Source organism: Lysobacter sp. MMG2, assembly GCF_016735495.2.
In the GTDB taxonomy this organism is placed as follows: Bacteria; Pseudomonadota; Gammaproteobacteria; order Xanthomonadales; family Xanthomonadaceae; genus Lysobacter_J.
The window spans coordinates 1,310,706-1,331,044 of the sequence record NZ_JAERQY020000001.1; the positions used below are offsets into that span (position 1 = coordinate 1,310,706).

Genomic DNA, 20,339 nt, shown 5'->3' on the forward strand with positions numbered 1-20,339 from the left:
AGGTCACCGTTCCAGGAAATTCTTCAGCAGCGCGTGGCCGTGTTCGGTGAGGATGGATTCGGGGTGGAACTGCACGCCTTCCACCGGGTGCTCGCGGTGGCGCAGGCCCATGATCTCGTCGAATTCCACCCGGCCGTCGGCGCCGTCGTCCTCGGTCCAGGCGGTGATCTCCAGGCAGTCGGGCAAGGTTTCCCGCGACACGACCAGCGAGTGGTAGCGCGTGGCCTCATAGCCGTCGGGCAGGCCGGCGAACACGCCCCGGCCTTCGTGGCGGATGCGCGAGGTCTTGCCGTGCATGATCCGTTTGGCGCGCACCACATCGCCGCCGTAGGCCTGGCCCAGGCTCTGGTGGCCCAGGCACACGCCGAACACGGGAATGCGCGGGCCGAGTTCGCGGATCACGTCCACCGACACGCCCGCCTCGTTGGGCGTGCACGGGCCGGGCGAGACGACGATCCGCTCGGGGGCGAGCGCCTCGATCTGGGCGACGCTCAGCTCGTCGTTGCGGACCACCTTCACCTCTGCCCCGAGCGCCTGCAGGTACTGCACGAGGTTGTAGGTGAAGCTGTCGTAGTTATCGATCATCAACAGCATCGGTGCGGGCTCGGGATTCGTCGGGGCACGGTGGCGAAGACGCGATTATCCCGCGCGGCGGCGGGCCGGCGGGAGCGTCGGGAAGGAGATGCGGCGGGGTGGAGCGCGGCGGCGTGGGCCGGCGGTGGATCAGTGCGTGGGGCGGGAAACACTCGGCAGTTCCTCGGACGACGGGGACGGGCGGACGGTAGCCAACGGCCACCATCGCCAACCCTGGTCGGCTTTGCGGAACTGCGGGAAGGAACGCACGGACATGGCCCTACTGTAGCGGCTCCACGCGCCCGACGCGACCGCCGTACCTCAGGCGGCGGGCCACCAGACCTGCACCCGCAGCCCGGGCGCACGGTCGAGCAGTTCGATCCGTCCGCCGTGCCGGTGCACGATCGCCCGCACGAGGCTCAAGCCCAGGCCGCTGCCCGGCGTGCCGCGATGCGATTCCAGGCGCTGGAAGCGGTCGAACACCCGTTCGCGGTCGGCTTCGGGAATGCCCGGCCCTTCGTCGTCGATGCACAACACCACGCCGCCGGGCCCCGCCTGCAACGACAGTGCGACTTCGCTGCCGGCCGGTGCGTACTTCAGCGCGTTGTCGAGCAGGTTCACCAGCATCTGGAAGAGCTGGTCGCGGTCGCCATGCACGCTTGCCGGTTCCAGCGAGGTGCGCAGGCGCACGCTGCGTTCGGCGCCGATGGGCGTGTACAGCTCGGCCGCATCGGCGGCCAGTGCGGACAGGTCCAGCACGGGACCGCTGCCCGCCGGCGGCTGGGCTTCGATGCGTGCAAGCCTCAGCAGCGCGCCGAAGGTGGTGAGCAGCTGGTCGGTCTCCTGCACGGCGCCGTCGAGTGCGGCGCGCTCCGGCGGCGTTGCGCCGGGCCGGTGGCGCAGATCCTCCAGGCGATTGCGCAATCGCGTGAGCGGCGTGCGCAGGTCGTGTGCGATGTGGTCGGTGGCGTGGCGCACACCGCCGAGCAGATCCTCGATCCGGTCGAGCATCGCGTTGAAGCGGCGACCGAGGCGATCGAACGCATCGCCGCTGCCGTCCAGCGGCACGCGCAGCCCGAGCTCGCCGCCGCCCACGCGCGCGGCGGTGAGGTCCAGGCTGCTCAGGCGTCGCGATACCCAGCGCGAAGTGAACCAACCCACTAGCACGCCCAGCGACGCGGCCACCGCCAGCGCCACCAGCGCCGTGCGCAGCATCAGATGCAGGAAACGGTCCTGCGATTGCAGGCGCAGCCCCGTGAGCAGCGTCTCGCCTCCCGGCAGCGGTTGCAGTTGCGCCAGCACGCGCATCGAATGCGCGCCATCGCCCGGTGCGTCCGGATCCGCATGTTCGAATGTCGTCCAGCGTGCGCCTTTCGTGGCGCTCATCGCGGACACGTCGCCGATCTCGGCCTTGCCGTTGGCCGCGATCAACGCGTACACCGCATCCGGATCGTCCGGCGCATCGAGCCGGTCGCGCAGTTCCTGCGCCAGCGCCGCGCGTCCGCCATCGCGATACAGCTGCATCAACCCGGCGGCGTCGGTACGCACCAGCTCGCGCGCGTCCTGCAGCAGCAGCGTCGATACCGCCACATACACGCCTGCGCCCAGCAGCACGAACGCCAGCAGGAACGAACCCGCCACCGCCAGGGCGAGCCGCGTGCTGGTGGAACGCAGCGGGCGGCTCATTCGCCCAGCCGGTAGCCGGCGCCGCGCACCGTGTGCAGCAGCGGGCGTTCGAATCCGTGGTCGATCTTCTGCCGCAGCCGGCTGATGTGCACGTCGATGACGTTGGTCTGCGGATCGAAATGGTAGTCCCACACCGCTTCCAGCAGCATCGTGCGCGTGACCACGCGGCCGGCCTGGCGCATCAGGTATTCGAGCAGGCGAAACTCGCGGGGCTGCAATTCGATGCGCTTGCCGTTGCGGCGCGCATCGCGGGCGAGCAGGTCCAGCTCCAGATCGTTCACCTGCAACCGCGTCGGCTCGCGCTGCGCATCGTCGCGATGACGACGCACGATGCTGTCCACGCGCGCGCTCAGTTCGGAATACGCGAACGGTTTGACGAGGTAATCGTCGGCGCCGGCACGCAATCCCTCGACGCGGTGATCGACTGCACCCAGCGCGGTGAGCAGCAGCAGCGGCGTGCGATTGCCTGCGCCGCGCAGCGTCTGCAGCAGGACCAGGCCGTCCAGTCCCGGCAGCATGCGGTCCAGGACGATCGCGTCGAAGGTCTCGGTGGTCGCCAGGAACAGGCCCTGCTTGCCGTCGCCGGCATGGTCGACGGTGTGCCCGTCCTCGCGCAGGCCCTTGTCGATGAAGGCGGCGGTGTGGGGATCGTCTTCGATCAGCAGGACGCGCATGGCAACTCCGGACGGCTGAAAAAGGATACCCCGCCGGTGCGCACCGACGGGGTATCCGCCCGCGTTGCGCGGGCTCCGGGGATCGTCAGCGCTCAGCTCTTCTTGGCGTCGCTCTTGGTGGAAGCCGGGGCAGCCTCGGCCTTCTTGGCATGCTTGTGCTTGGAGACCGTGGTCTTGGCCGGCGCGGCCGGCGCAGTGGCCGGCGGAGCGGCCAGCGCGGAACCGGCCAGCGCGGTCAGGGCAACGGCGAACAGGGACTTGCGCAGGTTCATGGGTGACTCCTTGGATAAGACGGGGATGACTTGGACGAGGGTTTCAACTCGGGCGGGGACTCGCTTCCCGACCGCAGGAACAGATTGCGCGCGCAGGGTTCTCCGCAGGATTTCCGGCGGATTAACTATCGGTAATGTTCGGGAGCGGTTTTGGAGGGCGGCGTTGGCGTGCTTCGCACACGCAGGCGCCCTTCGAACACGCAGGCGTCATTCCCGCGAAGGCGGGAATCCAACCGTCAGTGCATCACGCCTTCCGGAGAGCGAAGAAGGTCGGGGCGTTGGATCCCCGCCTTCGCGGGGATGACGGCTTCAAACGCGGAGTCTGGCGACACTCTCACGCTGCCCCGCTGCCCCGACGCAACGGCACCGGCGCCGTGGCGATGCGCGCCTTCAGATCGCTCATCGTGCCGGGCAGCACCACCAGGTAGGTGATCAACTGCTCGGCCAGTTCCAGCAGCAGTTCCGCGGTGGCCTTGTCGATCGTCGCCTCGTCCTCGAACTGTCGCCCGAACGTCCCGCCCGGCGCGAGCAGTTGCGCGACGTCCTGCAGCGGACGCGACAGGTCCACGTCCTGCTGCAGCGCTTCGAGCTTGCGCGAGAGCGACAGGTCGCCCTTGTCTTCGGCGAGCATGCGCGCGGCCAGTCCGCCCAGCAGGTGGCGCACGACCAGCGAACTGGCGCCCCACTCGGCGCGGTTGTAGAGCTTCAGCGCCGACTCGTAACTGCGCGCCAGCGGCGCCGCCAGCGACTGCAGATGATCCACCCCCGCCATCGCCTCCCGCCCGCCCGGGCCGGGATGGCAGAACAGGCCGGCGTCCTTGCGGGTGCCGTCGCTCTCCAGCAGCTGGATGAAGAGCACCTCGCGTTCGCAACGCGCACATTCCAGCTCGCTCGCCGCCACTTGCCGGCCGTGTTCCTGCCAGGTGCTCGCCTCGAACACCGCCTCTTTGAGGCAATGGGGGCAGAGCATCTCGACCGTGCGAGGGAAGGTGTTCGAGAAACGGGACTGGACGAGAGCATCGTGGACCAGTTGCATGGCCGCCTCCTCTTCCCGCGGCGCTGCATCGCCGCCGTAGTCCGCAGTGAATACCGCCGTTTGTGAATAAAACGTTGTGGCGGCGCGCATGCGGTCACGCGCGTGCGAGATGAAGGCGGCGTGGAGGCGGCTTTACGCGATCCTCGTCACAGTCCGCGTGCGGCCTGCGCCACCGCGCGAAACAGGGCCCGGCCCTTGTTCATCGTTTCTTCCCACTCCATCGCCGGATCGGAGTCGTAGACGATGCCCGCGCCGGCCTGCACGTACAGGCGCCCGTCCTGGATGACGGCGGTGCGGATCGCGATGGCGGTGTCGGCATCGCCGCTGCGGCCGGGCTCGCCCCAGCCGAGGTAACCGATGGAACCGGCGTAGACGTTGCGCTTGATGGGCTCCAGTTCGCGGATCACTTCCAGCGCGCGGATCTTCGGCGCACCGCTGACGGTGCCGGCCGGGAACGTCGCGCGCAGCACGTCGGCGTAACTCAGGCCCGGCTTCAACGTGCCGGTGACCTCGCTGACGATGTGCATGACGTGGCTGTAGCGTTCGATCACGAACTGCTCGCCCACTTCCACCGTGCCGGCCTCGGACACACGACCGACGTCGTTGCGGCCCAGGTCGATCAGCATCAAGTGCTCGGCGCGTTCCTTCGGATCGGCCAGCAGCTCGGCTTCCAGCGCGGCGTCCTGCTCGGGCGTTTCGCCGCGCGGGCGGGTGCCGGCGATGGGGCGCACGGTGACATGGCCGTCCTGCAGGCGTACCAGGATCTCCGGCGAAGAGCCCACCACCTGCGTGCCGCCGACATCGAGGTAGTACATGTACGGCGACGGATTCAGCGCACGCAGCGCGCGGTAGACATCCACCGGACGCGCCTTGAAAGGCACCGACAGGCGCTGGCTCAACACGACCTGGAAGATGTCGCCGGCGCGGATGTATTCCTTCGATTTCTCCACCGCGTCGATGAAGCCCTCGCGGGTGAAGCCGGACACGAAATCGCCCTCGTCCAGCAGGCGGCCTTCCAGCGTTTCCGGATAGCCCGGCCCGCCCTGGCGCAGTCGGTGCACGAGTTCGTCCAGGCGGCGGTTCGCGCGCGCCATCGACCGCGGCTCCGACGGGTCGGCGTGGACGATCAGGTACAGCCGGCCCTTGAGGTTGTCGAACACCGCCAGCTCATCGCTCTGCATCAACAGGATGTCGGGCGTGCCGAGTTCGTCGGGCTTGTCGCTGCCGGCAAGCCGGGGCTCGATGTACTGGATGCACTCGAAGCCGAACCAGCCCACCAGCCCGCCGGTGAAGCCCGGCAGCCCCGGGATGTTGGGCACGCTGTGCATGGCGCGCAGGCGTTCGACTTCGGCGAAGGGATCGTCGACGAGGCGGCTTTCGATCAGCTCGCCGTCCTCGGTCACGAACAGCGTGTGCCCGGCGAACGCGTACACGCGCCGCGCCGGCAGGCCGATGATCGAATAGCGGCCGAAGCGCTCGCCGCCTTCGACCGACTCGAACAGATAGGTGTGCGGGCCGTCGGCAAGCTTGAGGTAGACCGACAGCGGCGTGTCGAGGTCGCTCAGGACCTCGCGCACGACGGGAACGAGGGTGTGGCCGTCAGCGGTCTGCGGCTGGAAGGGATCGTTGGACACGCAGCATTTCCTTGGAAGTCGACGAGAGGTGGGCAATGGCGGGCAGTCGCCATCGCCAACCCGCGCCGGCGCGGAAATGCGGGATCGTCCTGGAGGGTGCGGGCTCGCGGCTCATCACCCGTACTGTACCGGCTCAGCGCAGCGGCAGGCGAGCCGTCGCCAGCAGCGGACAGTGTTCGGGCAGATGCATGCGCAGCCGCGCCGGCACGCAGGCGATCTCGAAACGCCGTGCCTGCACGGGCTCGCCGTCGAGGTTGAGGGCCATCGGCGTTTCGGCTTCGATGACGAGCGCGCGCATGCGGGCGCGCTCGCCCACGCGCTCCAGTGCCGCGCCGCGGCCTTCGCGCACGAGCGTGCCGACGGTGGTGGCCAGCTCGCCGGAGAGTTCGGGAATCACCGTCAGGTCGAGCAGGCCGTCGTCGATGCGCGCGTCCGGGCACAGGACCTGCCCGCCGCCGGCCTGGCGTCCGTTGCCCACGCCCAGTGCGATCAGTGCGCCGCGCCAGTCGAAGCCGTCCGCGTGCAGGTGCGCCACGATCGGTTCGATGCGGCCCACGCGCGCGATGCCCGTGACCAGATAGGCCAGGCCGCCGAGCAGCTTCTTCAGGCCGTCGTCGGTCTCCACGGTGACTTCGGTGCCGAAGCCGCCGCTGGCGAGGTTGGCGCACCAGTGGCGTTCGCCGTCGGCCGCCACACGCAACAGGTCGATCGCGTGGGGCGTGGTGCCGCGTATCAGTCGCAGGGCGTCGAGCGGTTCCTGCGGGATCGTCGCGGCAGTGGCGAAATCGTTCGCCGTGCCCAACGGCACGAGGCCGAGGGCGGGCAAGGCGTCGGCGTCTTCATCGCGATCGGCGAGCGCCGCGGCCACTTCGCCCAGCGTGCCGTCGCCGCCCGCGGCGATGACGCACGATGCGCCGTCGGCCAGGGCTTCATCGACGTGGCGCTTCGCATCGCCCCGCTCCCAGCTCACGCGCACGTCGAGCGCGACGCCGGCTTCGCGCATCGAGGCGACCGCCTCGCGCAACGCGTCGTCGGCCGCGGATTTTCCGTTGAGGAGCAAGCGCCAGTGATCGGCCATCGCGTCTGTGTTCGGGGACCAGCGCGCAGGCTACGCAATGCGGGCGCGAGCGGTCGTGAACATGCGATCTGCGTGCACGCGTGCGAAATCCCGGGACGCGTCACATCTCCGTCATCGAAGATCGGGAGAATCAGAGTCCATCTTCAAGGACGACGGGCGGAGGCGGGATTGCCTCCAAGTATTCCGCGGCAGGCCAGCGATGGCCTGCCGTTTTGCTTTGCGAAGATCAGCGCAAATCGGTATCGGCCACGACCACGCCGTCTTCGTCCGCGCACAGCCAGTCGCCCGCGCGGATGCGTACGCCGCCGAATTCCACGTCCACGTCGCGCTCGCCCGCGCCGAGCTTGTCGGTCTTGCGCGGGCAGGTGCCCAGCGCCTTCACGCCCAGGTCGATCACGCCAATGGCGTCGCTGTCGCGGATCACGCCGAACACCACCACGCCGGCCCAGTTGTTCTCCGCGGCCTTGGCGGCGAGCAGGTCGCCGAGCATCGCGCGGCGCGTGGAGCCGCCGCCGTCGATCACCAGCACGCGGCCCTGCCCCGGTTCCTCGACGGCTTCGCGAACACGCGAGTTGTCCTCGAATGCCTTGACCGTGCTGACCACGCCGTTGAACGCGATCCGGCCGCCGAAATCCATCAGCGGCAGATCGACGACGCGCACCTGCGCGTCGTGCAGGTCACACAGGTCGCAGGTCTTCATCCGCGCACCTTCGTCACGGCGTCCTTCATTCGCTTGATGACGTCGGCATAGTCGGAGGCATTGAAGATCGCCGAGCCGGCGACGAAGGTGTCGGCGCCCGCCGCGGCGATTTCGGCGATGTTGTCGGCCTTCACGCCGCCGTCGATCTCCAGGCGGATCGGCTTGCCGGTGGCGTTGATCTTCTCGCGCACGCGGCGCAGCTTCTCCAGCGCGGAGGGAATGAAGCTCTGGCCGCCGAAGCCGGGGTTGACCGACATCAGCAGCACCATGTCCAGCTCCTCCAGCACCCAGTCCAGCACGTCGATCGGCGTGGCGGGATTGAGCACGAGCCCGGCCTGGCAGCCGTGCGACTTGATGAGCTGGATCGTGCGGTGCACGTGCGCGCTGGCTTCGGGGTGGAAGCTGATCAGCGTGGCGCCGGCCTTGGCGAAGTCGGGCACAATGCGGTCCACCGGTTCGACCATCAGGTGCACGTCGATCGGCGCGGTGACGCCGTGCTTGCGCAGCGCCTCGCACACCATCGGGCCGATGGTCAGGTTGGGGACGTAGTGGTTGTCCATCACGTCGAAGTGCACCCAGTCGGCACCGGCCTTGAGGACGTTGTCGACCTCCTCGCCGAGCTTGGCGAAGTTGGCCGAGAGGATGGACGGGGCGATGACCGTGGATTGCATGAGGGAAGTCTCGGGAGCGGGGAGAACGGTGGAGCGGACGCTATCGACCACGACGCATCGTCTTGATGCGGTCGTAGGCCTGGTTGATCTCGCGCGCCTTGAGCTCGGCGTGCTCGCGCAGTTCGGCCGCGGCGCCGGCCATGCGGTCGGGGTGGTACTGGGCGATCAGGCGCCGGTAGGCCTGGTCGACCTCGGCATCGGTCGCATCCGACGTCAGGCCCAGCGCGGCATACGGGTTGTCCCGGCGCAGCTTGAACCAGTCGGTGTCGAAGGCATGGCCGATCAGCAGCCCGACCAGGGCCCCGAACAGCGGGTTGGTGCGGAACAGGGCGGCGCCCGCGAAGAAGCCGAGCAGCTTGCCGTACCAGCGTTTCATCGTCCTCCCGCGGGGTCGCGGCCGCCTGTTTAGGTCCATCGACAGTGTACCTGCACGCCGCCGCCGGCCGGCGTACACTGGCCGGCCCTGTCGCGCACGCGCGCGAGGCAAGGCGAGCGTCAGGCGGGGACTCCATGCACCCATCGGGGATTCCTGCGTTGTCCACGACCCTGCTCCAGTCCGACCTTCCCGGCCTCCACCTGCGCCATCGCGGCAAGGTCCGCGACGTATTCGACCTGCCCGCCGACCGACTGCCCGCCGGCGCCGGCGAATGCCTGTTGATGGTCGCCACCGACCGGCTCTCGGCCTTCGACGTGGTGCTGCCCGACCCGATCCCCGGCAAGGGCGAGATGCTCTGCCAGATCAGCAACTTCTGGTTCGGCAAGACCGAGCACATCATCCGCAACCACCTCACCGGCATCGACGTCGCTTCGGTCCTGCCGCAGGGCGTGGACGCCGCGCTGTACGGCAAGCGCGCGGTGGTGACCAAGCGCCTGAAGCCCGTGCCGGTGGAATGCATCGCGCGCGGCTACCTCATCGGCAGCGGCTGGAAGGACTACCAGCGCACCGGTCGCGTCAGCGGCATCGCCCTGCCCGACGGCCTGCGCCAGGCCGAGCAACTCGCCGAGCCGATCTTCACCCCGTCGACCAAGGCCGCCGTCGGCGACCATGACGAGAACATCGACTTCGACACCGCCGTGCGCACGGTCGGCGCAGACCTGGCCGAACAGGTGCGCGACGCGACGTTGCGCCTGTACAAGTTCGCCCGCGATTTCGCGGCCGAGCGCGGGATCATCCTGGCCGACACCAAGTTCGAGTTTGGCCTGGATGCCGACGGCCGCCTGTACGTGATGGACGAGATGCTCACGCCGGACTCCTCGCGCTACTGGCCGGCCGATCAGTACGAAGTCGGCACCAGCCCGCCGAGCTACGACAAGCAGTTCGTGCGCGACTACCTGGAAACGCTGGACTGGAACAAGACGCCGCCGGGCCCGAACCTGCCGGCCGAGGTCATCGATCGCACGCGCGCGAAGTACGCCGAAGCGTTGATGAAGCTGGCGGGGATTTCGGTCGATTGAGCCCATGAAGGAGCCGCCGATCTGCGAAGAGGCGGCACTGAGGGATCTGATCGCGGCGGCGTTCGGCGAGCGTCCGGATCCGCCGACGATCACGCTGCGCGGAAGCAATGCGCTGGACGACTACGGGCCGCCTGCGCCGTGGGATGCGGCGCTCGACACGCCCGACGCGGCGTATCTCGAGGAAAACTGCTGGGGACAGCACCACCTCGACCCGGCGTCCTGGCGGCACTACCTGCCGATCCTCATGCGCCACGCGCTGGATCGATTCCGGGATCACGCTCCGTCGCCATCCACCGACACGCTGCTCTTCTCGCTGAGGCCGCCGGATCGCGTTCCTCCGCGATTCGCGACGCTCTCGCCCGAACAGGAGGCTGCGGTGTTGCAGTTCCTCGACCTGCTGGCCTTCGACCCCCGTTCGACGTACACGGACGATGCGATGACGGCACTGGAGGAATACTGGGCACCGGGCGCCACCTATCGCTGAGGCATCCATGACCCCCGGCTACCTCTACCTCGCCATCGCGATCGCCGCCGAGGTCATCGCCACCAGCGCGCTCAAGGCCTCGAACGGCTTCACCCGACCCGGGCCCTCGCTGGTCGTCGCCGCCGGCTACGCGATCGCCTTCTACTTCCTCTCGCTCGTGCTCAGGACCGTGCCGGTCGGCGTGGCCTACGCGATCTGGTCGGGCGCCGGCATCGTCCTGATCGCCCTGATCGGCTGGGTCGTCCTTAAGCAGCCGCTGGACCTGCCCGCCCTGGCCGGGATCGGCCTCATTGTCGCCGGCGTGGCGGTGATCCAGTTATTCTCAAGGTCCTCCGCGCACTGAGCGCGGACGTCCATGGGCCTTGGGAGGGGTCGCCATGAACACCGCCACCGAATCGCACTCGTCCGTCGAACGCCCCATCGACCGCTGGTTCGCCCACTACTCGGCCGACCATCGCAATGCCACCAACCAGATGATCCATGTGATCTGCGTGCCCGCGATCCTGTGGAGCGTGATCGCGCTGCTGTGGTGCATCCCCGCACCGGGCACGTGGTTCAGCGCCGGCTTCTGGGCCGGCGCGGCGATGCTGGCCACCGTACTGTTCTACTACCGCGCCTCGCGCATGCTCGGCCTGGCCATGCTGGTGATGTACGTGCTGATGGGCCTGCTCACCAAGTGGATCCACGACAGCTTCGGCACCGCGACGCTGCTGTGGTTGGCCGTCGGCGTGTTCGTGGTGGCGTGGATCGGACAGTTCATCGGCCACAGCAAGCGCTTCGAGAACAAGCGCCCCAGCTTCCTCACCGACCTGACCTATCTGCTCATCGGTCCGGCGTGGGTGCTGTCCAAGCTGCTGCGCAAGGCCGGCATCCGCTACTGAGGCCAGGTCAGAGCCGGTAGTCCGCCGGCCCGACGAGGTCCACGCCGCACTCCAGGCCTTCGAGCCAGTCGAGGAAGCTCGCCATTTCCTCGCCGCGCATCGGCAGCCCGTGCTGCGGCACGATCATCGCAGGCGCAAGTTCGCGCACCATCCGCGCCCACAGGCGCGTGACGCGATTGGACGCCATGTAGCGCCGATGGAAGCCTTCCATGCGCGGCACGTGCGCGTGGAAGTCGGTGACGAACGCATACGGCGTGCGGCTGGGCACCATCGAGGCGCCGACGTCGCCTGAAAACAGGATCCGGCTGATCGGATCGAAGAAGCTGAAATTCCCCACCGAATGCATGAAGTGCGCCGGCAACGCGCGCACGAAGCTGTCGCCCATCGGGATGCGACCGCCTTCGTCGGGCAGCAGCAGGTAGCGGTCGCTTCCGGTATTGCGAAGGTAGCCCGGCACCACGTGCGGCACGAAACGGCCCCACAGCTTCGAGCACACCACGGTGGTGTTGGTGTAGAGCAGCCACTTGTCGACCGAACCGATGATGTCCGGGTCCTGGTGGGAACACAGCAACCAGGTCACATCGGTCGGCGCGACGAACTCGCCCATCGCCAGGATCAGCGGGTTGTAGAGCAGCGCACCGCCGGGATCCAGAAGCGCGTTGTGGGCGCCGTGCTGGATCAGGAACTGGTTGGCCTGTACGCCGTCGTCGCCGCGCACCAGATCGCTGAAGGCGATGCAACGGTGGCCGGGCTGGTCGAAAAGAATGGTCGCCATCGCGCCCCCAAAAACAACGGGACTCTAATGACGGCCGGAACCGAAGGTTTGAGGTGGATCAATTCTCGCCAAACGCGTGCGATGCCGGAGCAGCAGGCGCCGCTCCGGCATGCCCGTCAGCGGGTCACTCGCACTTGAGCATCGCGGCGGTTTGCGCGAACTGGTCGTTCGCGGCCTTGCACGACGGGACCAGGCTGGCCTTGTCGGGCGTGGCTTCCCACTGCGCCTTCGACTGGTCCAGCATCTGCTGGAACTGGGCCGCCGCCGCCTCGCCGCCCGACTTGGCCACGCAGGCCTTCACGCGGTTGATGTAGTCCTCGCACTCGGCGGGCAGGCCGGTGTTGGCGGGTGCAGCGGCGGCGGGGGCAGGCGTGGCGGTGGGGTTGGCGGCGTTGGTGTCTTCCTTCTTCGCGCAGGCGGTCAGCGCGAGGCCGCACATCAAGGTGATCAGCAGGTGCTTCATGGATTCTCCCGGGAGTGATGGAAATGCAGGACCGCCTGCGTGGCGTCGAACGACGGCGCAGACGACCCGCTTCACAGGCTGTGCGTGCCCGCCCCGCCCCTCCATCAGAGTCGTCTGGAAATTCCGCATGCGAAGCTGAAATACTCGCAGCGCGAAAGCGCTCTCCCCCGCCGCACGAACCTCCGTCGGCGCACCTCCCCAGCCCCCCATGCCCGCCCGCGATCTCATCCTGGTCCTCATCGTCGTCCTGTCCTGGGCGGTGAACTTCCTCACCTCCGCGCTGGCGATGCGCGAGATCCCGCCGTTCCTGTTCACCGCGCTGCGTTTCGCGCTGCTCGCGCTGCCGCTCATGTGGCTGGTCAAGCGACCGGCGCCGGGGCAGTGGCCGCGCCTGCTGGCGGTGTGCCTGTGCATCGGCGTGCTGCATTTCGGGTTGAGCTTCACCGCGCTGAAGCTGGCCGGCGACCTCTCCTCGCCCGCGATCGTCATGCAGAGCTACGTGCCGATGACCACGCTGCTGGCGTGGTGGTGGCTGGGCGAGCGCTTCGCATGGCGCACGGGATTGGCGATCGCGATCAGCTTCGCCGGCGTGCTGGTGCTGGGGTTCGATCCGATGGTGCTCGACCATCCGATGTCGCTGCTGCTGATGCTGGTGTCGGCGGCGTTCCTGGCCATCGGCACGGTGCTGATGAAGGGCCTGCGCGACATGGACGTCTACAGCCAGCAGGGCTGGACGGCGGTGTTCAGCGTGCTGCCGTTGCTGGCGATCAGTGCCTGGCTGGAGCCGGGCGCGCTGGCGCGATTGCCGGAGGTGAGCTGGGTCGCGTGGACGGGCGCGGCTTACGCCGCGTTCGTGTCCTCGCTGCTCGGGCACGGTCTGTACTACGTGCTGGTGCAGCGTTACCCGGTCGCACAGGTCACGCCGTGGCTGCTGCTGGTGCCGGTACTGGCGATCGGGCTCGGCATCGCGTTCTGGGGCGACCGGCCCGGCCCGCGGCTGTTGCTGGGCGGCGTGATGGTGCTGGGCGGCGTGCTGCTGATCGCACTGCGCGCACTGCGCCGCCAGCGGCCCGCGCCGGCGGCGGAAGAGATCTGACGCGCTTGCGGGAGCGGCGATGCGCCGAGCGCGCATCCGCACCGACGGCACGTAGAATCCGCTTCAAGGACGGAACCGATATCGCACGCCAATGACTGGACCCGCTCGACACCGCAAAGGCCCGCTTCTTGCGGCCACGCTGTGCACCCTCGCCTTCGCACTCGCGTTGCCGACGTCGGCAATCGCGGCCACCACCTGCCCGCTGGCGGCCGCGCAGGCACCTGCATCGCCATCGCAGGCACCGCTGGCGCCCGAGGACCGAACCTGCCTGATCGATGCGCGCGCGCTTGGCGCGAAGCCGGTGCTTTATGACCTGCGCAGCCGGAGCGACTACGCGTCCTTCCACATCCCCGACGCGCAACACGCCAGCGTGGCCGAAGTGTCCCGCCTGCTTCGCGACCGTCCCGGCGCGGTCGTGCTTTACGACGGCGGCAAGTTCCGCTCCGACGCCTTCCTGCTGTGCAAGCGCCTGCGCGATGAAGGCCTGAAGAATTTCAGGATCATCGACGGCGGCATCGCCGCGTGGGCGCAGGTGCAGCGTCGTGCGGAACGACTGGAAGTGAGCCGCCTGTCCGATGCGGAAGTATCGGCCGCGCTGTCGGACCGCAACGTTTCCGCGGTCGCGCTGAGCGACGGCTATGCCCCGGTGCTGTCCGAACACCGGATCCGGCAGGCCACCAAAGGCTCGACCGGAAGGAAGGTCCTGATCGCGGACACCTTCATCCCGAGCGCACGGCTGGAAGCGTCACTGGATGGCAAAGGCGGGCCGGTGCTGTACTGGACCGGCGACCGCGATCGACTCGTCGCCCTGATCCATACGCACCTGCGCCAGGACCAGAAGCGGACCGCCGGTCCCGCGCAGTCAACCGCCTGCAGCGCGCTGTGATGACGGCGGCCGGCCCGGCAGGCGCATTTCGGCCGGGACGGGACTCGCCCTGAACACCCAGTCGGCGTAACGCAGCGCGTTCTCGAAGTCCGCGTCATCCGGATCGAAGCCGGAGACCTTCAGCGGGACGCGTTCGGACAACGAGTGGACGCCCACGATGGCCCCCTGCTCCAGCACCAGGCCCCACTCCGCCTTGCCGGTCAGGGGGTCGGCGTAGATCTTGCGCAGGTGGCGCTGGTTGCGGCCCATGCGACGGTCGAGCAACAACTCTTCGAGCGTGCGCGGATAAGCACGCGGCATCCCGGCATCGCGATAGCGGATGATCGCGCGCCTGAACTCGTCGCCGATGCGCAGCAGCTCGGCCTCGTTGGAACGGACCCGGTCGATGTGCTGGATGCTTGCCAGCGCCAGCGCCGAGACCGCCATCAACGCCAGCAGGAACAGCAGGAACAGGTAGGCGAATCCCGACTGCCGTCGCACGGTCACAGTTCCGCGTAAGCCACGCCATCGGGCGTTGCGCCCTGCGCACCGCTGCGGACGTCGACGATGCCATCGACCTCGCCTTCGGGATCGTCCACCAGCACCCAGCTCTGCGCGCTTTCGCTGACCGGATCCATCGGCACGCCCTTGAGGTAATTGGCTTCCACCAACGCCTGCAGCGATTCGGGATAGACGCCCTTGTCCTCGTAATACCGGTCCAGGCTCGCGCGCAGGATGCGCAGGTTTTCCTTGAGCGCGGTCAGGCGGGCCGTCTGCACCGACGCCTGGTAGCGCGGCATGGCAATCGTCACCAGCGCGGCGATGATCGCCATCACCACCAGCAGTTCGATCAGGCTGAATCCACGTCGACGCGAAGCATCCATCGCTCACCAGTCCTTGTAGGCAACACCGTTGAGACCGACGCCGTCGGAAAGACTGTGCACGTCGAACACGTCATCGCCGGGAGCCGGATCGTCGGGAGGACTGTCGTAACTGCGCAGGCCCCAGGTGTCCTCCGGCGATGCTTCGCTTCCCGCGTAGAACGGGTCGCGCGGCAAACGCCGCAGGAAGTACAGCTGTTTGCGCTCCGGCGTGCTCACGTCCTCCACGCCTTCCACCAGCACCGTGAGGTCCGGCGGATAGCCGCTGGCGCCGCTTTCGACCTCGACCCTGCCCTGCTCGGCCGCGCGCTTGTAGCGATCGATCGCACCGCGGATCTGCGCCAGCGCGGTGCGCAGCTCGGCCTCGCGGTAGCGCTGCGTCGCCATGCGCGCCGCCGGCACCGCGATGAGCAGCAGCACCGCCATGATGGCGAGCGACGCCATCAGTTCGATGAAGCTGAAACCCGCGGCGCGGCGCCGGCTCATCGGACCTTGATCGCGACGCCGGCGGTGCGCGCAGGCCCGACCTGTTCCGGCGCGGGCGTGGCCGACAGCACGCGCACGTCGGTGCGGTCGGCCGCGGCCAGCGCCTTGAAGTTGATCTGCAGCAACGTGCCCTGGCCCGATACCGCCGTGCCCTGACGGGTCGCGGTGGCGACGATCTTTCCGTCCGACAGGTTCACCTGCTGCGTCAGCGTGCTCTGGCCGCCGCCCTGCGACATGAACATGCCTTCCTCGATGCCGACCACCTGCAGCACCTTGGGATCGAAACCGATCAGCACGGGGAGCTGCTCGATCGCCTTCAACGCGCTGATGTTGAGCACCGCCGTGAACTGTTCGCCGGCGCGCACCTCGCCGGGCACTGCCCAGTCCAGCAGGACGTTGGACGAAGGCGGCAAGGGCTGCGCCTGCGCGGGCGCATCGGACGGCAGCGCCGACGGAACGGCGGCGCCCGGTGACGCCGCGCCCGCGCCGGTCGGCGCCGTCGCGGCAGGCGCCTGGGCTTCCGGCTCGGCCGGCGGCGGCGCGCCATTGCGGCCACGCAGATACGAAGCCGTGCCGCTCTCGAACTCCATCTCGTCCAGCCCGGCATGACGCACGCCACGGACCAGGCGCGGCCGGATCGACAGCACGATCTCGGTGTTCTGAACGTCGTCCTTCTGCGTGCCGAAGATGCGGTTGAGGATCGGGAAGCGCGAGATGAACGGCCAGCCGTTGGCGACCTGTCGATCCTCCTTGTTGATCAGGCCGGCGAGGATCTGCATCTCGCCGTCCTTCAGGCGCAGCACGGTCTGCGCGTTGCGCGTGCCGATCTGGTAGGACAGCGTGCCCGACTTGGTCACGATCTCGCGCACCAGGTTGCTGACCTCCAGGCTCACCTTGATCGAAACCTCGTCGCCGGCATAGACGGCGGGCTCGACCTCGAGCTTCAGGCCCACGTCCACGTAGTTGACCGTTTCCGACACGAAGCCCGTCGAAGTGGACGTGGAGGTGATCACCGGCACCTTGTCGCCGATGAGGATGCTCGCCTTCTCCTTGCTCTTCACGCGGATCTTCGGATTGGCGAGGATCTTCGCGTCCGAGCGTTCGTCGTGCAGCTTCACCGTGGCATTGGGCACGGTGGCGAAGATCGAATCGGAGTTGAGGTTGCGCAGCTGGCTGATCGGCAATGCGGTGTTGGTCTGCCCCGGCCCGACCACGGAGAACGCGATCTCGTCCGGCAGGCTGATGCCCATGTCGAGCAGCGAAGAGCGCTTGACCTCCAGCACTTCCACATCGAGCACCACCTCCGGTTCGCCAATGTCCTGCAGCGCGACCAGGCGTTCGGCCAGGCGGATGGCGTCCGGGCTGTCGCGCATCACCAGCATGTTGAGCTTCTCGTCGACGACGAGGTTCTCGCTCTTGAGGATGGTCTTGAGCGTTTCCGCCACGGTCTTGGCCTGCGCATTGGCCAGGTAGAACGTGCGGATGTTGAGCTGGCGGTAATCGCTGATCTTCTGCGGCGTGCGCGGAAAGACCATCACCGAGTTGTTGTTGAGCGGCCGCGTTTCCAGGTTCGTCGACAGGCCGATCATGCGGATGGCCTCGTCCAGCGGCGTCTTGCGCAGGAACACGGTGACTTTCAGGTCCGGGCGGATGTCCTGGTCGTAGACGAAGTTGATGCCCGACGCGTTGGACAGCACTTCGAACGCGGTCTTCACCGGCACATCGCGGAACTCGAGCGTGACGGGCTTGCGGAACTGCTCGCCGAGGGTGTCCTCCCGGGCCTTCTTGCTCGCCACCGCGGTGCGGATGCGGTCCAGGCTGTTCTGCGCGCGCAGGTTGTCCGGCGCTTCGGCCAGCACGTCGCGCACGCGCTCCTCGGCCTGGTCCAGCTCACCGGCGGCAATCAGCTCGTCGATCTTCATCAACTCTTCGTTGTGCCGACGCATCGCCGCCAGGCGACGCAGCCATTCCTGCGCCGCGCTGTTGCCGGGCTCGATCTGCAGGATGGTCTGATACGCGCCCTCGGCCTGCGCGAAATTGCCCTGCTGGCGCGCGCGCTCGCCGTCGCGGAACAGGGTCTCCAGGGCAAGGCGCTTCTTGAACAGATACTGCTGGCGGTAGCGCACATCGTGGGGACTGGCCGCGGAGACGGCCTCGTACTGGGCGACCGCCTGCACGTAGTCGCCGTCCTCGAACAAGCGGTCGGCCTTGCGGAACTGTCCCGCCGCGCCACAGCCGGCCAGCAGCACGGCGGCCGCCAGCACCAGCATTCCCCGCGCGCGACGCGCATAACGTGTGTGCATCCTTACCTCGATCATTCCAGCAGCGCGGGGTCGCTCACGGCATAGCGCCGCGATTCCCCCGTGGGCATATAGGTGAAGTTGGCGAAGCCGCCGCCGATCTCGTCGAAGCGGTACAGGTCTTCGACCATCTCGGTGCGCTTGAGCGTGTAGCTGGTGTCGTTCCATTCCACGAACACGTGGGGCACCGACCCGGACTGCATCCAGCCCAGCACTTTCAGGTCGGCCGGCGCGGCGGCAACGGGGGCCGCAGGCGCAGCTGGCGCGGGTACGGGTGTCGGCGGCGCGGCGTCAGCCGCGAACAACGCAGCGGGGAACGCATCGCTCTCGCGCTCCTGCACCGTGGGCAGTTCGGACTTGCGTTGCGCGCGCGCGATCGGGGCCGTCGTCGTGCGCACCGGCGCCGCTTCCACCGTCGTGGTGTCGGCCGGCGACTCGCCGCCGAACAGCGCCAGCGCCGCCAGGACGATCGACGAATACGCCATTGGCCGGAAGTAGCGCTTCACGGCGCCTGATCTCCCTCGCTTGCCGGCGTGGTCAGCGCGACGGCGACCTGCAGCTCCGCGGTGACCAGCGGATCGCCGGGCTGCTCGCGTTCCAGGCGCAGTCGGGCGATGTAGAGCGAGCGGTCCGAGGCCTGCAATGCCGCCAGCGCCTTGGCGATCTCGCTCCACGGCGCCTTGAGCGTGAACACCGCCGTCTGCCGCACGAAGCCCGCGTCGTCGACGTTCTCGAACTTGAAGCGGATCTGCTCCGGCGCCACTGCCGCCGAGCTGAGGGCATCGAGGATGCGGCGGTTGATGTGGAAACGCTGCGAGAGCTCCGGCAACGGCAGGGCATCGTCGGGAGCCTGCTGGGCGATCGCTTGCGGTGCGGCGCGAAGCGCTTCCAGGCGTGCGCTCAGGGCCTGCTCGGTACGGTGCAAACGCAGGGCGTCCAGCGCGAGCGAGAGCATCAGGCCCAGCGCGACGACGGCTCCGGCCACCGCCAACACGAACACCGCACCGTGGCGAAGGTAGCCACGGTTGAGCGCCCACACCAGTTTCCGCGGGTCTACTGCGCCCATCGCGCGCTCACTTCGAAATGGATGCCGCCGTTCTTGCGCTCCAGCAACAGCAGCCGCACGTCGTGCAGCCCGTGCCCGCGCGCCTGCAATGCCTCCGCGTAGGCGTTCGCTTCGGCCGAATCGCCGGCATGTCCGGTGATGCGGATCGCGGCGGTGGTTGCGTTGACGTCCACGCCCAGCAGGCGCACCGCGCCCTTGGCGGGAACGATCTCCTGCAGCAGCTTCACCCAGTCGCGATTGAGCAGCGCGATCTGCGACTGGAGCTGACGCACCTGTGTCGCACTGCGCTGTTCGCTCGGCGGAGCGCGACGCGGAGTCGCCGCCGGGCGGCGCTGCATCGCTTTGTCCAGTTGCCGTTCGCGATGCTGCAATCGTGCGTCCACGCCGGAGCGCGCATAAGCGAGCACGCCGATTGTCAGCACGACGCATGCGAGCAGAGCGCACGCCAGGGCACCCGGCCGCTGCGCCCCCAGGCGCCATTCGATCCGCGGCAGAAGACTCATGCGCATGCGGCCACCAGTGCATGACCGGCCGATGCCGGCGCATCGCCTTGAACGGGCAACAGCGTGCCGGCGAACGCGTCCGGCGGCGCGGCCGAACCCAGCCAATGCAACGCGTTGTCGTCGGCAAACGCGAAACGCTTGCGCGACAGCCACAGCGTCGCATCAGCCAGCCCGTGCCCCTGCGCGGACAGGGTTTCCACCTGCACCAGCCGGCCCCGCTCCAGGGTGATGCCGGTGATGCCGTCGTCCTCGGCATATGCGAGCAGCGCGCTCGCCGTCGATGCGAGCGTGCCACCGTAGCGCCGCAGCACCGGCACCACGCTGGCGACCGTGGACTGCACGCGGCCGCCGCCGGTCTGCAGCGCGTTGCGCACGGTTTCGACCAGCGCGCGCGGATAGGCGACCGCGGGCACCGGCTGCCCGTAAGCGGGCCAGTCGATCTCGACGTGGTGCGAGGTGTCGCTTACTTCGTGTCCGGCGAACATCGCCATCACCGATGCGCGGATCGACGCGCCGGTGAAACAGTCCGACACCCACGGCGCGACGAGGAAGCGGCACAGCCGCGCCGACAGCACCAGGCGCACCGTGCCGATCGCCTTGAAGTGCGTCGACAGCGTCTGCACGATGCGCGCCCACTCCGCCGCATCGGGTTCGCCACCGCCGTGCTCGCCGGCGATCGCGCCGCCCGCGTCGCCGGGTCGCAGGGCGACCCACGTGGTGCTGGCGACGTAGAGGTGGATGGGAGGGCTTGGCACGACGA

26 protein-coding genes are annotated in these 20,339 nt (G+C 68.4%); 6 read left to right on the forward strand and 20 right to left on the reverse strand.

Annotated features, from left to right (window positions below; all coding sequences use genetic code 11):
* Positions 1 to 3: 3 nt before the first annotated feature.
* The 10 genes from JI752_RS05940 to JI752_RS05985 form a co-directional block, all read right to left on the reverse strand.
* Entirely contained in the window at positions 4 to 594 is a 591-nt protein-coding gene (locus JI752_RS05940; RefSeq protein ID WP_216960584.1) for an aminodeoxychorismate/anthranilate synthase component II, read from the reverse strand.
* Between the two features lie 300 nt (positions 595 to 894).
* On the reverse strand, positions 895 to 2,259 hold the full coding sequence (locus tag JI752_RS05945) for a sensor histidine kinase (protein ID WP_216960587.1): 1,365 nt from the start codon (positions 2,257 to 2,259) through the stop codon (positions 895 to 897).
* Positions 2,256 to 2,933 (reverse strand): response regulator transcription factor, encoded by a 678-nt coding sequence (locus JI752_RS05950; RefSeq protein WP_216960590.1) that lies wholly within the window; start codon positions 2,931 to 2,933, stop codon positions 2,256 to 2,258. Before JI752_RS05950 ends, JI752_RS05945 begins: the two co-directional genes overlap by 4 nt.
* A 92-nt stretch (positions 2,934 to 3,025) precedes the next feature.
* A complete protein-coding gene (locus JI752_RS05955; RefSeq protein ID WP_216960592.1) occupies positions 3,026 to 3,205 on the reverse strand; it encodes a hypothetical protein in 180 nt (59 codons plus the stop codon).
* Positions 3,206 to 3,539: 334 nt separating this feature from the next.
* Positions 3,540 to 4,241, reverse strand: a complete 702-nt coding sequence (locus JI752_RS05960; RefSeq protein ID WP_216960595.1) for a hypothetical protein — start codon at positions 4,239 to 4,241, stop codon at positions 3,540 to 3,542.
* Positions 4,242 to 4,387: 146 nt separating this feature from the next.
* Complete coding sequence (trpE, locus tag JI752_RS05965; RefSeq protein ID WP_216960639.1) at positions 4,388 to 5,875, reverse strand: anthranilate synthase component I; 1,488 nt, start codon at positions 5,873 to 5,875, stop codon at positions 4,388 to 4,390.
* A 133-nt stretch (positions 5,876 to 6,008) separates the two neighbouring features.
* Positions 6,009 to 6,953 carry a lipid kinase YegS gene (yegS, locus tag JI752_RS05970; protein ID WP_216960658.1) on the reverse strand — a complete coding sequence of 315 codons (945 nt, stop codon included), beginning with the start codon at positions 6,951 to 6,953 and terminating at the stop codon, positions 6,009 to 6,011.
* Between the two features lie 226 nt (positions 6,954 to 7,179).
* Positions 7,180 to 7,653 (reverse strand): ribonuclease E activity regulator RraA, encoded by a 474-nt coding sequence (gene rraA, locus JI752_RS05975; protein ID WP_216960661.1) that lies wholly within the window; start codon positions 7,651 to 7,653, stop codon positions 7,180 to 7,182.
* Positions 7,650 to 8,324 carry a ribulose-phosphate 3-epimerase gene (rpe, locus tag JI752_RS05980; protein ID WP_216960664.1) on the reverse strand — a complete coding sequence of 225 codons (675 nt, stop codon included), beginning with the start codon at positions 8,322 to 8,324 and terminating at the stop codon, positions 7,650 to 7,652. Before rpe ends, rraA begins: the two co-directional genes overlap by 4 nt.
* 40 nt (positions 8,325 to 8,364) lie before the next feature.
* A complete protein-coding gene (locus tag JI752_RS05985; protein ID WP_216960667.1) occupies positions 8,365 to 8,700 on the reverse strand; it encodes a DnaJ domain-containing protein in 336 nt (111 codons plus the stop codon).
* A 158-nt stretch (positions 8,701 to 8,858) separates the two neighbouring features.
* Here JI752_RS05985 and JI752_RS05990 point away from each other — a divergent pair, with 158 nt between their 5' ends.
* The 4 genes from JI752_RS05990 to JI752_RS06005 are packed head-to-tail and all read left to right on the forward strand — an operon-like array spanning position 8,859 to position 11,144.
* The gene (locus tag JI752_RS05990) at positions 8,859 to 9,779 is read left to right on the forward strand and encodes a phosphoribosylaminoimidazolesuccinocarboxamide synthase (protein WP_216960669.1); all 921 of its coding nucleotides are present in this window, start codon (positions 8,859 to 8,861) and stop codon (positions 9,777 to 9,779) included.
* A 4-nt stretch (positions 9,780 to 9,783) separates the two neighbouring features.
* Entirely contained in the window at positions 9,784 to 10,263 is a 480-nt protein-coding gene (locus tag JI752_RS05995) for a DUF6714 family protein (protein WP_216960672.1), read from the forward strand.
* Positions 10,264 to 10,270: 7 nt separating this feature from the next.
* On the forward strand, positions 10,271 to 10,606 hold the full coding sequence (locus tag JI752_RS06000; protein ID WP_216960675.1) for a multidrug efflux SMR transporter: 336 nt from the start codon (positions 10,271 to 10,273) through the stop codon (positions 10,604 to 10,606).
* 34 nt (positions 10,607 to 10,640) lie between these two features.
* Positions 10,641 to 11,144, forward strand: a complete 504-nt coding sequence (locus JI752_RS06005) for an Mpo1-like protein (RefSeq protein WP_216960688.1) — start codon at positions 10,641 to 10,643, stop codon at positions 11,142 to 11,144.
* Positions 11,145 to 11,151: 7 nt separating this feature from the next.
* On the opposite strand, the gene JI752_RS06010 is transcribed toward JI752_RS06005, so the two are convergent.
* Positions 11,152 to 11,919 (reverse strand): MBL fold metallo-hydrolase, encoded by a 768-nt coding sequence (locus JI752_RS06010; protein ID WP_216960691.1) that lies wholly within the window; start codon positions 11,917 to 11,919, stop codon positions 11,152 to 11,154.
* Between the two features lie 124 nt (positions 11,920 to 12,043).
* Positions 12,044 to 12,382 carry a DUF5339 family protein gene (locus JI752_RS06015; protein ID WP_216960694.1) on the reverse strand — a complete coding sequence of 113 codons (339 nt, stop codon included), beginning with the start codon at positions 12,380 to 12,382 and terminating at the stop codon, positions 12,044 to 12,046.
* A gap of 208 nt (positions 12,383 to 12,590) precedes the next feature.
* Here JI752_RS06015 and JI752_RS06020 point away from each other — a divergent pair, with 208 nt between their 5' ends.
* Together JI752_RS06020 and JI752_RS06025 are read left to right on the forward strand one after the other, a co-directional pair.
* Positions 12,591 to 13,478 (forward strand): EamA family transporter, encoded by an 888-nt coding sequence (locus JI752_RS06020; protein ID WP_216960696.1) that lies wholly within the window; start codon positions 12,591 to 12,593, stop codon positions 13,476 to 13,478.
* A gap of 91 nt (positions 13,479 to 13,569) precedes the next feature.
* Entirely contained in the window at positions 13,570 to 14,364 is a 795-nt protein-coding gene (locus JI752_RS06025) for a rhodanese-like domain-containing protein (protein ID WP_216960699.1), read from the forward strand.
* On the opposite strand, the gene JI752_RS06030 is transcribed toward JI752_RS06025, so the two are convergent.
* The 8 genes from JI752_RS06030 to JI752_RS06065 are packed head-to-tail and all read right to left on the reverse strand — an operon-like array spanning position 14,341 to position 20,334.
* Entirely contained in the window at positions 14,341 to 14,844 is a 504-nt protein-coding gene (locus JI752_RS06030; protein WP_216960702.1) for a hypothetical protein, read from the reverse strand. The genes JI752_RS06025 and JI752_RS06030 overlap by 24 nt on opposite strands.
* Positions 14,845 to 14,846: 2 nt before the next feature.
* A complete protein-coding gene (locus JI752_RS06035; RefSeq protein WP_216960705.1) occupies positions 14,847 to 15,227 on the reverse strand; it encodes a type II secretion system protein in 381 nt (126 codons plus the stop codon).
* Between the two features lie 3 nt (positions 15,228 to 15,230).
* A complete protein-coding gene (locus JI752_RS06040) occupies positions 15,231 to 15,710 on the reverse strand; it encodes a type II secretion system protein (protein WP_216960708.1) in 480 nt (159 codons plus the stop codon).
* The gene (locus tag JI752_RS06045; protein WP_216960711.1) at positions 15,707 to 18,013 is read right to left on the reverse strand and encodes a secretin N-terminal domain-containing protein; all 2,307 of its coding nucleotides are present in this window, start codon (positions 18,011 to 18,013) and stop codon (positions 15,707 to 15,709) included. The genes JI752_RS06040 and JI752_RS06045 overlap by 4 nt, the downstream gene beginning before the upstream one ends.
* An 11-nt stretch (positions 18,014 to 18,024) precedes the next feature.
* Entirely contained in the window at positions 18,025 to 18,516 is a 492-nt protein-coding gene (locus JI752_RS06050; RefSeq protein WP_216960714.1) for a hypothetical protein, read from the reverse strand.
* Complete coding sequence (locus tag JI752_RS06055) at positions 18,513 to 19,076, reverse strand: hypothetical protein (protein WP_216960717.1); 564 nt, start codon at positions 19,074 to 19,076, stop codon at positions 18,513 to 18,515. The genes JI752_RS06050 and JI752_RS06055 overlap by 4 nt, the downstream gene beginning before the upstream one ends.
* Positions 19,064 to 19,579 carry a hypothetical protein gene (locus tag JI752_RS06060; protein WP_216960719.1) on the reverse strand — a complete coding sequence of 172 codons (516 nt, stop codon included), beginning with the start codon at positions 19,577 to 19,579 and terminating at the stop codon, positions 19,064 to 19,066. Before JI752_RS06060 ends, JI752_RS06055 begins: the two co-directional genes overlap by 13 nt.
* Positions 19,576 to 20,334, reverse strand: a complete 759-nt coding sequence (locus tag JI752_RS06065) for a hypothetical protein (protein ID WP_216960722.1) — start codon at positions 20,332 to 20,334, stop codon at positions 19,576 to 19,578. Before JI752_RS06065 ends, JI752_RS06060 begins: the two co-directional genes overlap by 4 nt.
* Positions 20,335 to 20,339 lie beyond the last annotated feature (5 nt).

Coding starts and splice junctions, on each gene's coding strand:
- JI752_RS06015 (WP_216960694.1), bottom strand. CDS start 12,382: ATGAAGCACCTGCTGATCACCTTGATGTGCGGCCTCGCGCTGACCGCC.
- JI752_RS05950 (WP_216960590.1), bottom strand. CDS start 2,933: ATGCGCGTCCTGCTGATCGAAGACGATCCCCACACCGCCGCCTTCATC.
- JI752_RS06035 (WP_216960705.1), bottom strand. CDS start 15,227: ATGGATGCTTCGCGTCGACGTGGATTCAGCCTGATCGAACTGCTGGTG.
- JI752_RS06000 (WP_216960675.1), top strand. CDS start 10,271: ATGACCCCCGGCTACCTCTACCTCGCCATCGCGATCGCCGCCGAGGTC.
- JI752_RS06010 (WP_216960691.1), bottom strand. CDS start 11,919: ATGGCGACCATTCTTTTCGACCAGCCCGGCCACCGTTGCATCGCCTTC.
- JI752_RS06020 (WP_216960696.1), top strand. CDS start 12,591: ATGCCCGCCCGCGATCTCATCCTGGTCCTCATCGTCGTCCTGTCCTGG.
- JI752_RS05960 (WP_216960595.1), bottom strand. CDS start 4,241: ATGCAACTGGTCCACGATGCTCTCGTCCAGTCCCGTTTCTCGAACACC.
- JI752_RS06025 (WP_216960699.1), top strand. CDS start 13,570: ATGACTGGACCCGCTCGACACCGCAAAGGCCCGCTTCTTGCGGCCACG.
- JI752_RS05945 (WP_216960587.1), bottom strand. CDS start 2,259: ATGAGCCGCCCGCTGCGTTCCACCAGCACGCGGCTCGCCCTGGCGGTG.
- JI752_RS06040 (WP_216960708.1), bottom strand. CDS start 15,710: ATGAGCCGGCGCCGCGCCGCGGGTTTCAGCTTCATCGAACTGATGGCG.
- yegS (WP_216960658.1), bottom strand. CDS start 6,953: ATGGCCGATCACTGGCGCTTGCTCCTCAACGGAAAATCCGCGGCCGAC.
- JI752_RS05955 (WP_216960592.1), bottom strand. CDS start 3,205: ATGAACCTGCGCAAGTCCCTGTTCGCCGTTGCCCTGACCGCGCTGGCC.
- rraA (WP_216960661.1), bottom strand. CDS start 7,653: ATGAAGACCTGCGACCTGTGTGACCTGCACGACGCGCAGGTGCGCGTC.
- JI752_RS05940 (WP_216960584.1), bottom strand. CDS start 594: ATGCTGTTGATGATCGATAACTACGACAGCTTCACCTACAACCTCGTG.
- JI752_RS05985 (WP_216960667.1), bottom strand. CDS start 8,700: ATGAAACGCTGGTACGGCAAGCTGCTCGGCTTCTTCGCGGGCGCCGCC.
- JI752_RS06060 (WP_216960719.1), bottom strand. CDS start 19,579: ATGAGTCTTCTGCCGCGGATCGAATGGCGCCTGGGGGCGCAGCGGCCG.
- JI752_RS06045 (WP_216960711.1), bottom strand. CDS start 18,013: ATGCACACACGTTATGCGCGTCGCGCGCGGGGAATGCTGGTGCTGGCG.
- JI752_RS05995 (WP_216960672.1), top strand. CDS start 9,784: ATGAAGGAGCCGCCGATCTGCGAAGAGGCGGCACTGAGGGATCTGATC.
- JI752_RS06005 (WP_216960688.1), top strand. CDS start 10,641: ATGAACACCGCCACCGAATCGCACTCGTCCGTCGAACGCCCCATCGAC.
- JI752_RS06055 (WP_216960717.1), bottom strand. CDS start 19,076: ATGGGCGCAGTAGACCCGCGGAAACTGGTGTGGGCGCTCAACCGTGGC.
- rpe (WP_216960664.1), bottom strand. CDS start 8,324: ATGCAATCCACGGTCATCGCCCCGTCCATCCTCTCGGCCAACTTCGCC.